Here is a 15,633-nt window from a genome sequence, read left to right as displayed (position 1 = left end):
TATGTAGCTGCAGCGTGGGGCGAACGGGCATGATGAAACACAGGCAACGACTGTCGGGCGCCGCGCGGCGAACGCCGACCCTGTGGCAATCCTTCATCGCGTCCGGCCTGATCGGCGGCCTGACGGCCGCGCTTTTCGCCTGGCCGCGCCCCACCTTGATGGCGCTGATCGTGGCGCTTCAGGTCGGCTTCGTCATCGGCGCCTTGTGGCGCGCGGCCTTGGCGGTCGCCAGCCTTCGCCCTCGGTCGTCACCGCCCAAGCCCCCACGCTGGCCGCGCTACACGATTTTGGCCGCCCTGCACGACGAGGCGGCTGTCGTGCCCCAGCTGATCCGAAACCTATCGCGCATCGACTACCCCCGACGTCAGCTCGAAGGCTTTCTGGTGCTTGAGGCCCACGACCGCGCGACCCTAGATGCGGCCCAGGCCACACCCCGCCCGGACTGGCTGCGGATCATCGTCGTCCCACCGGGCTCGCCCCAGACAAAGCCCCGCGCCCTGAACCACGCCCTGTCCGCCGCGACCGGGGAGTTCGTCACCATCTACGACGCCGAAGACGCGCCTGATCCGGCTCAGCTCCGCGAGGCTGCGGCGCGCTTCGCGGCCGCGTCGGAACTGGGTTGTCTCCAGGCGCCGCTTCGCATCCGGCGAAGCGGGTCCGGCCTCACGCGCTTCCTCGACCGCCAGTTCGCCTTCGAATACGCCGCCCTGTTCGAGGTCAATCTGCCCGGCATGGCCCATTTGAACCTGCCCTTTCCGCTCGGCGGCACCAGCAATCACCTGCGCACCGCCGCGCTCCGCGCCGCGGGCGGCTGGGACGCCCACAATGTGACCGAGGACGCGGATCTCGGTTTCAGGCTGTGGTCGGCCGGCTGGCGGCTGGGCGTGCTGGAAAGCCCGACCTGGGAGACCCCGCCCGGCGGGCTCGAGCGTTGGCTGCCGCAGCGGACGCGTTGGCTCAAGGGCTATATGCAGACCTGGGGCGTCCACACCCGCGCGCCCCTGGCCCTTGGCCGTCGGGGGCTGCTGTCCCTGGTCATGACCCTGGGCGCCGCCATCGTCTCCGCCGCCTGTCACGCCCCCACCCTGGCCTGGATCATTTCGGCCCTGATGGTGGGACTACACGCCGGCATGGCCCCGGATACCCCGCTAGCATCGTTCGCGGTGCTCGCCGTGGGGATCATCGCCGCCTGGATGGGCTGTGCGGTCGGCGCACGACGCGCGGGCCTGGACTATCGGCTGACCGACATGCTCGCCGCTCCAGCCTACTGGTCCCTGCTCAGCCTGGCCTTCATCCATGCGTTTTGGCGCCTGATCGTCGCGCCCCATGTCTGGGACAAAACGGTCCATGATGCGGAACTAGAGGTAGAATGCGCGCCAGTCGTGACCGTGGACGCTGGACGCGAGGCCGCCTGACCGCCTATCAGCGGCATAATGGCGCCCCTGCTCTCCCCCACTCCCGAAACCCTTGTGACGCGCGGCTGGTCCGACTACGCCCTGCTGGACTCCGGCGACGGCAAGAAACTGGAACGCTACGGCCGCTACACTGTGGTTCGACCCGAGCCCCAGTGCTTCTGGTCTCCCCGTGATCCGACCGCCTTCGACAAGGCCACGGCCACCTTCGATCCCCAGCAGGAGGAGGAAGACTCGGGCCGCTGGCGGTTCGACCAGCACGGCCCAATTGACGCCTTCCCCCTAAAATGGCGCGACGTGAAATTCACCGGCCGTTTCACCCCCTTCCGCCACCTGGCCTTCTTCCCGGAACAGGCCGCCAACTGGGAATGGCTGGACAACCGCGTGCGCAGCTTCGCGCGCGAAGCCGGCAGAGCGCCGAAGATTCTCAACCTGTTCGGCTACACCGGCGTCGCCAGCCTGGCCGCCGCCGCCGCCGGCGCGGAGGTCACCCACGTCGATGCGTCGAAGAAGTCGGTCGCCTACGCCCGCGAAAACGCCGAACAGTCCGGCTTGAGCCAGCACCCGATCCGCTGGATCGTCGAGGACGCCCGCAAATATGTCGCCCGCGAGGTCCGTCGCGGCTCCAAATACGATGGCGTCATCCTGGACCCGCCCAAATACGGACGCGGCCCGACCGGCGAGGTCTGGCGCCTATTCGAAGACATGCCGCTTCTGCTGAAGGATTGCGCCGCCCTTCTGGCCGACGACGCCGACTTCCTGCTGCTGAACGCCTATGCCGCCCGGGTCTCGGGCCTGTCCCTGGCCCATCTGATGGCCGAGGCGACGCATGATCGCGGCGGCCGCATCGACTGGGGCGAACTGGCCCTCTCAGAAGACGGCCCGGACGCCCGCGCCATCGGCCTGTCCTTCTTCGCGCGGTGGAGCCGATGAGCGCCCGAGACGAATATCGCGTCATCACCTCCCTGACGAACGACACGATCAAGAGCGTTCGCGCCCTGCACATGCGCAAGGAACGCGACCTGACCGGCGCCTTCCTGGCCGAAGGTCTGAAGTTCATCGGCGAGGCCCTGGACCTGGGCCGCGCGCCGCGCATGCTGCTGGTCGGCGAAGAGGCCCGCCCCCACCCTCTGCTGGACCGGGCCAAGGCCGAGACGCGCAACGCCGGCGGCGACATCATCATCGTCACCCACGCCATCCTCGAAAAGATCAGCCGCCGCGACAATCCGCAGACCGTGCTGGGCGTGTTCGACCAGGCCTACGCCCCGCTGGACAGCCTGGATCCGGCCTCGGCGTCCTGCTGGGTGGCCCTGGAACAGGTGCGCGATCCCGGCAATCTGGGCACCATCATCCGCACCGCCGACGCGGCCGGATGCGGCGGCGTCATCCTGATCGGCGACTGCGTCGATCCCTATTCGGTCGAGGCCGTGCGCGCGACCATGGGCTCGGTCTTCGCTGTCTCGATCACCAGGACCGACCCCGAATCCTTCCTGGCCTGGCGAAAGACCTGGCCGGGCAGTGTCGTCGGCACCCGCCTGGATGCGACGGTCAGTCACCGCTCAGCCGTAATGCAAAAGCCGTCGCTGATCCTGATGGGCAATGAACAGGCCGGCCTGACCGACGATCTGGCCGCCGCCTGCGACGTCAACGTCAAGATCCCGATGCGCGGCCGGGCCGACAGCCTGAACCTGGCGATCGCGACCGGCATCATGGTCTACGCCGCCACGGACGAAACCTAGAGTTCGGTCTCCGGACTGACCCGCCCCATGCCCCACAGGGCCAGGATGGTCACCACGGCCGACAGGGCAAGATAGCCGCCGACCGCCGCCAGCCCATAGTTCCGCGCCAGCCAGGTCGCCAGATAGGGCGCCAGCGACGCCCCGACGATCCCGGCCAGATTGAAGGCCATCGACGCTCCCGTATAGCGAACCGTCGTCGGGAAGGGCCGCGCCATGGCCGCGCCGATAGGGCCATAGGTGCAGCCCATCAGCCCGAACCCCAGGGCGAAGAAAATCAGCAAACCTGTCAGCCCCGCCGCAAACAGGGGCGCGAATAGGGCCCCGAACAGACCGATCCCGACCGACGAGGCAATCAGCACCTTCACCTGCCCATACTTGTCCGCCAGCAGGGCCGTCACCGGAATAAAGGCTGCGAAGAACAGCACCCCGATCAACTGGACCGGCAGGACGTCGCCGCGCGCCAGCCCCATCCCCGTGGTCGCCCACCCCAGGGCGAAGACGGTCATCAGATAGAAGAGGGTAAAGGTCGTCACCCCGCTGAACGTCCCCAGAAACAACGCCATCTTGTGATGGGCGAACAAGGTGACGGCCGGTGCCTTGACCCGCTCGTTGCGGTCCACCGCCTTCTGGAACTCTGGAGTCTCGTGGATCTTCAGCCGGACCCACAGGCCGACGAACACCAGTAGGGCGCTGGCCAGGAAGGGAAGCCGCCAGCCCCAGGCCTCGAATTGCGCCTCGCTCATGGTCGAGGTCAGCACGATGAAGGCGCCCGTCGACAGGATGAAGCCGATCGGCGCGCCCAGCTGCGGGAACATGCCGAACCAGGCCTTCTTGCCCGGAGGGGCGTTCTCGGTCGCCAGCAGCACGGCCCCGCCCCATTCGCCGCCCAGGCCCAGCCCCTGTCCGAACCGGCACAGGGCCAGCAACAGCGGCGCGATGATCCCGACCGAGGCATGGGTCGGCAACAGGCCGATTGCCACGGTCGAGACGCCCATGGTCATCAGGGCCGCCACCAGCGTCGCCTTGCGCCCCACCCGATCCCCGAAATGGCCGAAGGCCAGGGCGCCGATCGGCCGCGCGAAGAAGGCGATGGAGAAGGTGGCGAAGGACGACAGCATCGCCGTCGTCGGATCGGCGCCGGGGAAGAACAGCTTCGGAAACACCAGCACCGCCGCCGTGGCGTAAATGTAGAAGTCGTAGAATTCGATCGTGGTGCCGATCAGGCTGGCGAAAAGAACCCGCCCCTTTCGGGCGGTCGGCGAAATCGTCTTTGCGTCAGACACGGCGGAATCCTGTTTGGGCGCAAAGGCATTGCTTGATCATCCGCCCCGGTCAAGCCCGCGCCTCAGGTTCCGCGCGGTTTGACCCGGTTGGTCGCCTGCGCCTCAGCCGGGTTCTCCGGCCAGGGGTGGCGCGGATAGCGGCCGCGCATGTCCGACCGCACCGCCGCCCAGGACCCCGCCCAGAAACCCGGCAGGTCCTTGGTCACCTGCACCGGCCGCCGCGCCGGCGACAACAGCGATAGGGTCAGGGGGACGCGCCCGCCTCCGACCGTCGGATGGGTGGTGACGCCGAACAGCTCCTGCACGCGGATCTCCACGCGCGGCCCGCCCTCGGCGCCATAATCGATCCCCGCCGATCCCAGCGGCGTCGTCAACCGCACTGGCGCCAGTTCATCCAGCTTCCTCTGCAGGTCCCAGGGAATCAGGCTTCGCAAGGCCTCAGCCAATCGCCCATCAACGATTGACGCCAAGGACCGCGCACCCTCCAGCAACGGCCAAAGCCAATCGGCCCGCGCCTCCAGCAAGGCTGCGTCCGCCACCTCGGGCCAGGCGGGATCAAGCCCGTGCAGGAACCCCAGCCGCGCCCGCAGCCCGGCCGCCTGCTCGCCCCAGTTCAGCGCGCCCAGCCCCTCGGCCTCCACCTGGGACTGCAGGGCCGCCGTCATGGCCTTGGCGTCGGGCGTGCCGATAACCTTCTCGTCCAGCACCAAGGCGCCGATGCGCCGCGCGCGCCGGATCACCATCCGGCCCGACGGTTCCTTGACCAGCCGATCCTCGATCTCGATCAACCGTTCCAGATCCGCATCGATCCGTGCGCCATCCAACACCGCCGCCAGCCGCACCCGGTCGCGCGCCTCGCCGCCACCCAGTTCCGCGACGGCCAGCCAGGGTTCGCGCGCCAGGTGATCGGTCGCGTCCAGCATCGCACCCCGTCCGCTGGCCAGCAGCAACTCCCCAGCCTTGCCCCGCGCCTTGGCGATCCGTTCGGGAAAGGCTTCGGCCAGCAGCAGACCCGGCTCGACCGATCCGCTCGCTCCCCCGCCCGCCGTCCGCGCCCAACGCTCGGCCAGTTTCAGCGCATCCCGCGCCCGCGGCGACCGATCCCGGTCCAGCCCGACCAGCCGATCCGCCAGATCGATTCCGTTCCCTCCCAGACCCGGCTCGCTCAGTATCGCGGCGATCCGCGCCCCGGTCATGGCATCCCCGGCGTCCGAGGCCACGGCGACCATATGGGCTAGGCGCGGCGACAGCGGGATGCGCGTCAGGCGTCGTCCATGATCCGATAGTCCTCCCTCCGCATCCAGCGCCCCCAGCCGAGTCAGCACCTTGCGCGCCTCGGCCATGGCCCCGGCCGGCGGCGGGTCCAGCAACGCCAGCCCCTCGACCGACCGCGCGCCCCACCGCGCTAGGTCCAGCGCCAGACCGGTCAGGTCCGCCTCCTGAATCTCCGGCCGCTGATGCGGAACCAGACCCCGCGTCTGTTCCTCGTCCCACAGGCGATAGCAGACGCCTGGCTCGGTCCGCCCCGCCCGTCCCCGCCGCTGTTCGGCCGACGACCGGCTGACCCGCACCGTGGCCAAACGCGTCAGGCCGCTGGACGGTTCGAACCGGGGCACGCGCGACAGGCCGCCGTCCAGCACCACCCGCACCCCGTCGATGGTCAGACTGGTCTCCGCCACCGAGGTCGCCAGCACCAGTTTGCGCCGGCCCACCGCCGCCGGCTCGATGGCTCGGTCCTGCTCCGCCCGATCCAACCCGCCGTACAGCGGAACCACATCCACATTCGGCAGCCGCAGCCGTTCGTTGACCAGTCGCGCCACCCGGTGGATCTCGCCCTGCCCCGGCAAAAAGGCCAGCACCGACCCCGTCTCTTCGCCCAGCACCGTCAGACAGGCCCGCGCCATCGCCTCTTCGAACCGCTCAGACGGATTACGCCCCAGATAGCGGGTCTCGACCGGATAGGCCCGCCCCTCCGCCTCGATCACCGGCGCGCCATTCAGCAGACGCGACACCCCCGCCACGTCCAGCGTCGCCGACATGACCAGCAGCCGCAGGTCCTCCCGCAACAGGGCTTGCGTCTCCCGCGCCAGGGCCAGACCCAAGTCGGCGTCCAAGCTGCGCTCGTGGAATTCGTCAAACAGGACGGCGCCCACCCCCTCCAGGCCCGGGTCGTCCAGGATCATCCGGGTGAAGACGCCTTCGGTGATCACCTCGATCCGGGTCTTTGGTCCGATCCGGCTCTGCAACCGGGTGCGATAGCCGACGGTTCCACCTGCGGTCTCGCCCAGAGTGCTCGCCATCCGGTCTGCGGCGGCCCGTGCGGCGATACGGCGTGGCTCCAGCACCAGGATCCGTGCCCCCTCCAGCCAAGCCTGGTCCAGCAACGCCAGGGGCACGACCGTCGTCTTGCCCGCGCCCGGCGGGGCGGCCAGGACCGCCGTGTTTCCACCCTCAAGAGCGGTTTTCAGGGGTTCGAGAACCGCGTGAATCGGCAACATGACCCGCCTTTAGCCCGATGCGCCCCCGATGCGCCACGATCACGAAAGCGTCGTGAGCGCTTAACCCCGTCGTCATGCGCGTTGCGCGGCCCGCTATCCGCCGCTAGCGTCCCGCCGACGCGGCCGAGGGGCCGCTGTAAACGTGGGGATATTTATGTGGCGCATTAAGTCGCTCGACGCGATTCTGGCCACGGCCGAGAAGAAGTCGCTTCATCGGTCGCTCGGACCTATTCAACTGACCTTGCTGGGCATCGGCGCCATCATCGGCACCGGCATCTTCGTGCTGACGGCTGCGGCTTCGCAGAAGGCCGGCCCAGGCATGATGGTCAGCTTCGTCATCGCCGGCGCCGTCTGCGCCGTTGCCGCGCTCTGCTATTCGGAACTGGCGGCCATGGCCCCAGTATCGGGCTCGGCCTACACCTATACCTACGCCGTTATGGGTGAGTTGCTCGCCTGGTGCGTGGGCTGGGCCCTGATTCTGGAATACGCCGTGGCGGCCTCGGCCGTGTCGGTGGGCTGGTCGGGCTATGTTCTGGGGCTGATAGAACAGGGGCTCGGGTTCGACTTCCCTGACCTCTTATCCGCCGGACCGACCTGGGCCATGAACGGCATCATTCCTATGCCCGATTTCTCGGTCGGCATCGTCAACATCCCCGCCATCGTGGTGGCCCTGCTGGTCACCGGCCTGCTGATGCTCGGCACGACGGAATCGGCGCGGGTCAACGCTGTCCTGGTTTTGATCAAGGTCGTCGCCCTGACCGTCTTCATTGTCATCACCCTGCCGGTGATCAAGACGGCCAACCTGTCGCCCTTCGCGCCGAACGGCATGTTCGGCGCCTCTTCGGGCATGGGAATCGTCGGCGCCGCCGCCTCGATCTTCTTCGCCTATGTCGGCTTCGACGCCGTCTCTACGGCGGCTGAAGAGACCAAGAACCCGCAGCGCAACGTGCCCATCGGCCTGATCGGTTCGCTGGCCATCTGCACCGTCTTCTATCTGCTGGTCGCCCTGGGTGCAGCCGGCGCCATCGGCGCGCAGCCGGTCCTCGGCGCGGCCGGCGAAGCCGTCCAACCCGGCTCGCCCGCCTTCGTCGCCGCCTGCGCCCTTCCAACCAACGCCGAGGCCTTGGTCTGCTCCAACGAGGCTCTGGCCCACGTGCTGCGCGTGATCGGTCATCCCCAGATCGGCAACGCCCTGGGCACCGCCGCCCTGCTGGCCCTGCCCTCGGTCATCCTGATGATGATCTACGGCCAGACCCGCATCTTCTTCGTGATGGCGCGCGACGGCCTGCTGCCGGAAGGTCTGACCAAGATCCACCCGAAGTGGAAGACGCCCTATATTGTGACGGCCGTCACCGGCATCGCCGTGGCCATCGGCGCCGCCCTATTCCCCGTCGGCAAACTGGCCGACATCTCGAACTCCGGCACCCTGTTCGCCTTCTTCATGGTGTCGATCGCGGTGCTGATCCTTCGGGTCAAGGAACCGAACCGCAAACGTCCGTTCCGGACGCCGCTGATCTGGGTCTTCGCACCCCTTTCGGCCTTTGGCTGCGCCTTCCTGTTCTGGAACCTGCCGCACGACGCCAAGATGGTGCTGCCGATCTGGGGCGGCGTCGGCCTGTTGATCTATTTCTTGTATGGCTATCGCAAGAGCCATCTGGGACGCGGCCTGATCGAGGTCCACGAGGCGGACAGCGACCTGCCGCCCCCGCCCGTCCCGCCGATCAGCTGAGACACGCGCTGATGTCCTCAGGCAGGCCAACCAAAACGGCCATAAGTCCTGAGGGCGACCAGCCCAAAACCGGCCTCAAGTAGCCCGCGAGGGCGATAGGCCAAAACAAGAAAAGGCCCCGGATCGATCCGAGGCCTTTTTGCTTTGGTGCGGATGAGAGGACTCGAACCTCCACGCCTCTCGGCGCTGGAACCTAAATCCAGTGCGTCTACCAGTTCCGCCACATCCGCGTGTAGGCAGGACGGGCCTTCTAGGGGCGTTTCAGCGCCTAAGCAATAGGCCACGAAACGGAACAAACCGGGCCTATACGGCACAAACCGGAAGGTACGCGTCACAAAATCCCCCACAGTACGTTCCTCAGGCGTTCTCATCAGGCGAAGCCGATGTCTGACCGCTTCACCGTCGAAAAGCTGGACTGGCTGGATCAAGTCACAGCAGATGTCGGCTTGAGCCATGTCGGAGCCCGCCTGTGCACGCTCCTTGCCCTGCGATTCCTCAATCGGGAGACCGGTACCGCTTGGCCTTCTCAGAGCGTTCTCACGAAAATGCTGAGTATCAGTGAGACCACCCTAAAGCGCGTCGTGAAAGAACTGCGAGAGCGGCGGCACATCGAGGTGATCGTCAGCTCCGGGCGCGGGAGGGCTAACGAGTACCGCCCCCTAATGCACTCGCTCAAAGGGTCCACCGACGAACCCATTTCAGGCGACAAAAGGGGCCATCAACGGCCCCGATCAAATGAACAAAAGGGGCCATTCCTGACGGTTAAAAGGGTCCATCAGCGGCCCCTCAACCCTATGAAAGAACCCAATGAAAAATCTGCAGCTGTCTCGCCGCAATGCGAAATCGAATCGTCAGCGATATTCACATTGATCCCGTCAGCGTCTGCCAGTTGGTCGAATCGAGCGAGGGTGCGTCAAGCCGTGTCATTGCTGGAGGCCGAGGGAATCGATCCGAAGGCGCTCAGAATCGCCGTAGCAGCGTTCGTCGCGGACAGCCCGAACGCCAAGGACCAGAACGGTCGCTTCATGGGACCTGCTCACTCATGGCTGACCGAGAAGCGCAGTTGGGAAGCGTACATGCCAAATTCGGACAACATATTCCTTGCCGACAAACCGCACGCTGCGAAGGCGTGGATGTGGAGGGTTCGTGCCTGGCAACGATATCCCCGTCTCTGGAAAACCGACGAACACGGCCCAGCTCCTGACACGCCCAACAGTCGGGTGCCGAGGGACATTCTAGCCTACTGTATGGCCAATCCGGACGCTACTATTCAGCCCGCAAACGATCCAGCCGGAAGTAAGGCCGCCTCATGGGCCTGAGCGACAATCATCCACCGAAGTACGGCTCAGCCAGTCCAAGCGGCTAGGAACACGTGCCGGCACTTGGCGCAAGCCAAGGCGAACAGTTTGACGCCCAGACACCCTGAAGCCCTTCCGGGCGCGCCAAGCTAGCTTCACGGGGAGCATTCTGACCGCCGCTGCGGTACCGGGAGCCCCGCGGCTCTACTCGGCGGAAGCGCAATATCTGTAGTCAGCCACGAACTTGCCCACCCGGCGTCAAGATCGCTGCCCTGGGTCTGCCGACCGAGATGACCAGCCCGCGCCAGCGCCATGCCCACTTTTGATGGAAGATTGGGCCGGTGAGCGAACCCTTTGACCGGCCCGACCAGGGCGTTGTTGGACGACGCCATTGCTGACGACCTTACGCCTCCCTCGTTCCATCGCGAAGGCTGGTGGCGGCGAGCGTCGCTTCTGTGCGGTTTTGGCGGCAGCTACGGCCTGATTGTTAGCCAAGGGTGGTCGGGACAGGCCGAGGTGGCGCGCTCCATCTTGAGTTTCGGCCTGATAGTTCTGGCCTTGGTGTTCATGCGCATCGCGGATCGAAAAAAAGCACCCGCCACGTCGCGATAAATGCGCCCTTTCATTTAGATTCATAGACACATCTTTCGCCCGAGTTGCTGTCGAGCGCCGACACATCGGCCCATCTGAGAAGTCGGCGCCACCGGTTTTGTCCATTGGCTGACGACAGGCCAGGCCATGTTGGAACGCGGCCCCTTGACACCGCCGCGATCCTGGTCGCACCCTGCTCGCATAGGGGGAGTTCATGCAATCTAGACGTATCTTGCTGGCATCAGTCGGCGGCCTGATCGCGAGCCTCGTTCTCTCCCGTCAATCCAGGGCGCAGTCTTACACCTACGACGCCCTGGGGCGGGTGATCACCGTCACCCGTCCAAACGGCACAGTGACCACCTATAGCTACGATGCAGCCAACAACCGCACCAGCCGGATAACGGCGACCGGCAGCTCTACGACATCGCGTGGCTCGTCATCTTCGTCCGCCTCTTCCGAACAGGTGACGTCTTCGAGGAATGAACCGGCGGGGCCGCCCGCCTCCCCCAATTCATCGCCGACTGGCAGGGGCGGCGACCAATGAAGGGAGGCATCCTCGGCATTCTCGTCTTCGCAGCAGTCGCCGTGAGCGCGTTCGCCAGTTCGGCGCAGGCGCCCCAGATCCCACCGCCCGCACCTTACCAGGCCATTGATCGCAATGGCGTCAACCTAGCGACCGGGTCATTCATCTACACAACGCCCGAGATCTCCGTGGGACCGAAGGGCCAGGGTGGCCTGAGCTACACGGCGACGTTCGACACCGGCGTCGGCGACTGGCGCCACAGCACCTCGGGCATGGTGTCCTACGCGCCGTTCTTCGGGCCGGGGCCGCTGGTCCCCTGGTACACCGTCACCGTTCAGGGGGCGTCTGCTGTTTACAGAAGGACGTCGGCGGGGGAGTTTCGGCTGATCGACGGCGCCGGCGCGCTGGTGCAGACGAGCGGCGCCTATAGCTACACAGCCCCAGACGGTTCCATCGCCAAGTTCGACGGTGGGGTCACCTATTCTCCTTACGTGGCCAACGGCGGGCTGATCTCGACGCTGACCCGGCCGAATGGAGAGGTGCTGACTTACACCTATTCGTCGGTGGTGATGACGGACGGCTTTGAGGCCCGCCGCCTTCAATCGGTCACCAACACCTACGGCTATCAGCTGCATTTCGAATATGGATCGAATGTCTGGAACACCGACTGGTACCGGCTGAGCAAGGTCGTGGCTCTGAACAACGCCGTGGACTACTGTGCGCCGACGGCCAATAGTTGCAACTTCTCCCAGACTTGGCCGAGCCTGACCTTCACCCAGACCACGACCGAGCGCACCGTTACGGACGCGCTGGGCAACGTAACCCGCCTTCTGTTCCCGGGCGGCTGGCTGTCCGGCATCCGTCGCCCCACTCTGGCTAGCGGACAGAATATCACCCTGACGCGGGACATCACTGGCGAGAAGACCGCCTCGGTTTCTGATGGTGTGGGGACCTGGGGCTACACCTATGGCGCGGCGCCGGTGAACCCGCCGACCGTCTATACGACCACGACCGAGATTAATGGGCCCGGCGCGTCGGACTCGTCGGTTGAAATCTCCTGGACCAGACCCGACCCCTCCTCGACCCAGCGCGTCAACCGCATCACGTCGGCGACTAACGGCGAGAACGAGACGACAGACTACGCCTACGATGGGGTTTTCCACTTGGCGCGGATTGACTATCCCGAAGGCAATCGTGATCGCTGGTACTACACCGCCTGGGGCGATGTTAGTCGGCTGGAACGTATCGCAAAGCCAGGTTCGGGGCTGGCCGCCGTCAACGTCTATGCGGGCTATTCTTCGTCGTGCCCAACTAGTCCGTCGCAATGCGGCCGGCCGACCTCCATCACCGACGCGCGCGGCGGCGTCACTGATCTGACCTATGACGCGGCCGGCAATCTTCTGTCCATCACGTCTCCTGCACCCACGACCGGAGCGGTGCGTCCGCAGACCAGGTATGCCTGGACGCAGAAATCGGCATGGTACAGGCAATCCGCCGCCGCCGCGCCGACCCAGGCCGCGACGCCGGTTTATGTACAGACGGAGATGTCCGCCTGCGCCTCTCTGGCGACTTGCGACGGAGTGGCCGATGAGGTCCTGACCTCGACGACCTATCAAGCCGGCGGCTCCGGCGCCGCAAGCAACCTGCTGCCGGTGTCGATCTCCGGCGGTTCTGGAAACGGGACGCTGACGGCCATGACCACCACCACCTACGACGGGGTGGGGAATGTTCTGACCGTCAACGGCCCTCTGGCCGGCGCCGCCGACACGACGCGCTACGTCTGGGACGCCATGCGCCAACAGGTCGGGGTGATCGGACCGGATCCGGACGGGACAGGCAGCCGTCTCTATCCCGCGACCCGCACGACCTACAACGCCGACGGCCAGGCCACGATGGTCGAGCGGGGAACAACGCCTGGCCAGACCGATGCGAACTGGTCCGCCTTCTCGGCCCTGCAGACCGCGACCACGGCCTATGACGCCCAAGGCCGCAAGATCCTCGACATCGCCGCCGCCGGCTCGGCCGACGCCATGGCGACCCAGTACACCTACGACAGCGCTGGTCGTCTGACCTGCTCGACGGTGCGGATGAACCCGGCCCAATATGGATCCTTGCCCGCCTCGGCTTGCACGCTCGGCGCTCAGGGGAGCTTCGGTCCGGACCGGATAACCTACAACACCTACGACGCCGTCAGCCGACTGCTCAGCACCACCAGCGGCTATTTGTCGGGCACGACGATCACCGAGAGCCAGACCTGGACCACCAACGGCAAGGTCGCCACCCGCACGGACGGAAACGGCAATCTGTCCACCTATGTCTATGACGGGTTCGACCGGGTCAGCCGGTTGCGCTTCCCCAATCCGTCGGGCGGCGGGTCGTCAACGACGGACTACGAGGAGTACGGCTACGACGCCGCCGACAATCCCACGACCAAACGCACGCGTGCGGGTCTGATCTTCAACACCACCTTTGACGCCCTTGGCCGGATCACCCTGGTCGATGCGCCGGCCGGGACGAACGACGTCGCCTTCACCTATGACCTGCTGGGCCGGCGCCTCAGCGCCGCCTTCCCTGGCGGAGCGACCGTCACCTCGACCTGGGACGCCCTGGGGCGACAACTGACGGACGGTCAAGCCTTAGGCGTCATGTCGATGCAATACGATCTGGCGGGGCGGCGTACGCGACTGACCTGGCCGGACGCCTTCTACGTCAGCTACGAGTACGACCTGGACGATGCGATGCGTCGCCTGCGTCAAGGGGCTGCGAACACCCTGGTGGCGGAGTTCGCCTATGACGATCTTGGACGCCGGACCCTGTTGACGCGGGGCAACGGAACCTCGACCGTCAATGTCTGGGACAACGCTTCCCGGCTGACGTCGCTGGCCCACGATCTGGCGGGGAGCAGCTCGGACGTGACATTCGGGCTGTCGTACAATCCAGCGTCGCAGATCGTCTCACGCACGGTTAGCAACAGCGCCTATGTCTATACGCCGACCGTCGGCCAGACGACCTATGCCAACAACGGTCGCAACCAGACGATCTCGGCGGGCAACGCCACGGTCAGTTGGAGCAGTCAGGGTAATCTGACCGGAGACGGCGTGCGGACCTATGGGTACGACGCGGCCAATCGGCTGCTGAGCAGCGGCGGCTCTAGCCTGGCCTACGATCCGCTGGACCGGCTGCAACAGATGGTCGGAACTGCGGGTGGGCGGTATTTGTCGGACGGAGACAGGCTGACGGCAGTGGTTACGGCGGCCACCGGGACGACGATCAACAATCGGCTTGTAAGAGGGCCGTGGGCGGATGAACTGATCGTGGCCTACCAGGGGAACACGGCCAATACGCCCAACTACACCCTCGCCGACGAGCGAGGCTCCAGCATCGCCGTCAGCGGACCGTCGGGCACGGGGGACTACAGCCTGGCCTACGACGAATACGGCCAGCCCCGCGCAGGGAATGTCGGGCGCCTCCAGTACACCGGCCAACTCTGGCTGCCGGACTTCGGCCTCTATCATTACAAGGCCCGCGCCTATCACCCTGGGTTGGGTCGGTTCGTGCAGACGGACCCCGTGGGGTATGAGGCCGGGCTGAACCTGTATGCCTACGTCGCAAACGATCCGGTGAACAACACCGACCCGGACGGGAGACAGACCGTTCCCGGCAGCCAGAATATCACCCAAGAGGATTTCCGCCGGGCAGGCGAAGCCCTCCGCGGAGGTGTTGAGTGGGTTCAGTCTCACCCTGGGGAATCGATGGAGGTCGTTGGCGCTGCCGTCCAAGTGGTAGGTGCCGTTACTCTCCAGCCTGAAGTCGTGGCGGGCGGTCGGGCGATTTCCACCATTGGCACGGGAGTTCGCGTAACGGCGGGAACATCCGTTCCCGTCACACCGGTTAGACCGGCGGGGGTTCCGGAAAGCTATGTCGCAACGCCGACCAGGGGGGGCGTCAGTAGAGATTCGGGGACGATTTATACCGATCCAAATAATGCGAGGAACACCGTGCGAGTGATGCCGGGCAATCCTCGTAGTCCTCAAGCCGCCCAACAACAGCCTTACGTCCGCGAGAACGTCGGATCTAATCCCATTGACGCCAATGGGAGGATCGTAAGTGGTCAGTCTGCGGAAGCGCACATTCCTCTCAGTCAATATCGTTATAGGGGGCGTATAGAACGTGAGTGATCAAGCGTGGGTCAATCAAATCATCGATATACTTGATCATATGTCTGATCGGGATTTTCAGGTTAGAGCTTGGACCGGAGTCGGTCCGGAGGTTTCCTCTTTCGAAGAACTCCTAAGTCAACTTCTAGATGATCAGGCTTTTCGGCAATTTACTGCTGGTGTGGAAGATTCGGTCCCTCGCAGAACTTGCGAGAGTCTAATCGCCGCCATAGATAAGCTCGATCACTCACTGGACCGAAGTGATCCACAAGAGGTCATCGACGACCCTGAATGGATCAAGGTTAGGTCGCTGGCCCGAAGCGCTTCGGACGCCATTCGAAACCTGTCGAGAGAGAAGCCCGCCTGGCATTTTCCTTAGCCAGTCCGAAAGGGGCTTCAAGGG

At 65.5% G+C, this 15,633-nt stretch carries 9 protein-coding genes and 1 tRNA gene; 7 read left to right on the top strand and 3 right to left on the bottom strand.

Annotated elements, in window-relative coordinates; all coding sequences use genetic code 11:
• Positions 1-29 precede the first annotated feature (29 nt).
• Genes ACW170_RS11225 through ACW170_RS11215 form a run of 3 tightly spaced genes read left to right on the top strand, consistent with a single transcriptional unit; the run spans position 30 to position 3,151 of the window.
• Positions 30-1,415, top strand: coding sequence for a glycosyltransferase (locus tag ACW170_RS11225; protein ID WP_492086757.1), 1,386 nt, complete (start codon positions 30-32; stop codon positions 1,413-1,415).
• A gap of 18 nt (positions 1,416-1,433) precedes the next feature.
• Complete coding sequence (locus tag ACW170_RS11220; RefSeq protein ID WP_492086756.1) at positions 1,434-2,345, top strand: RsmD family RNA methyltransferase; 912 nt, start codon at positions 1,434-1,436, stop codon at positions 2,343-2,345.
• Complete coding sequence (locus tag ACW170_RS11215; RefSeq protein WP_492086755.1) at positions 2,342-3,151, top strand: TrmH family RNA methyltransferase; 810 nt, start codon at positions 2,342-2,344, stop codon at positions 3,149-3,151. The genes ACW170_RS11220 and ACW170_RS11215 overlap by 4 nt, the downstream gene beginning before the upstream one ends.
• Here ACW170_RS11215 and ACW170_RS11210 read toward each other — a convergent pair.
• Positions 3,148-4,434 (bottom strand): MFS transporter, encoded by a 1,287-nt coding sequence (locus ACW170_RS11210; protein ID WP_492086754.1) that lies wholly within the window; start codon positions 4,432-4,434, stop codon positions 3,148-3,150. The two genes, ACW170_RS11215 and ACW170_RS11210, sit on opposite strands and share 4 nt — an antisense overlap.
• Before the next feature lie 62 nt (positions 4,435-4,496).
• A complete protein-coding gene (gene hrpB, locus ACW170_RS11205) occupies positions 4,497-6,932 on the bottom strand; it encodes an ATP-dependent helicase HrpB (protein ID WP_492086753.1) in 2,436 nt (811 codons plus the stop codon).
• Between the two features lie 154 nt (positions 6,933-7,086).
• Between hrpB and ACW170_RS11200 the strand changes: the two genes are divergently transcribed.
• Positions 7,087-8,661 (top strand): amino acid permease, encoded by a 1,575-nt coding sequence (locus ACW170_RS11200; protein WP_492086752.1) that lies wholly within the window; start codon positions 7,087-7,089, stop codon positions 8,659-8,661.
• A 145-nt stretch (positions 8,662-8,806) separates the two neighbouring features.
• On the opposite strand, the gene ACW170_RS11195 is transcribed toward ACW170_RS11200, so the two are convergent.
• Positions 8,807-8,891, bottom strand: a tRNA-Leu gene (locus ACW170_RS11195).
• A 153-nt stretch (positions 8,892-9,044) separates the two neighbouring features.
• Between ACW170_RS11195 and ACW170_RS11190 the strand changes: the two genes are divergently transcribed.
• The 3 genes from ACW170_RS11190 (at position 9,045) to ACW170_RS11180 (ending at position 15,251) form a co-directional block, all read left to right on the top strand.
• Positions 9,045-9,980, top strand: coding sequence for a helix-turn-helix domain-containing protein (locus ACW170_RS11190; protein WP_492086751.1), 936 nt, complete (start codon positions 9,045-9,047; stop codon positions 9,978-9,980).
• A 357-nt stretch (positions 9,981-10,337) separates the two neighbouring features.
• Entirely contained in the window at positions 10,338-10,571 is a 234-nt protein-coding gene (locus ACW170_RS11185) for a hypothetical protein (protein ID WP_492086750.1), read from the top strand.
• Between the two features lie 519 nt (positions 10,572-11,090).
• Positions 11,091-15,251 (top strand): RHS repeat-associated core domain-containing protein, encoded by a 4,161-nt coding sequence (locus tag ACW170_RS11180; RefSeq protein WP_492086749.1) that lies wholly within the window; start codon positions 11,091-11,093, stop codon positions 15,249-15,251.
• Positions 15,252-15,633 lie beyond the last annotated feature (382 nt).

The organism is Brevundimonas sp. FV2ps16 (assembly GCF_058681075.1).
This window is presented reverse-complemented; position numbering and strand designations above follow the sequence as displayed.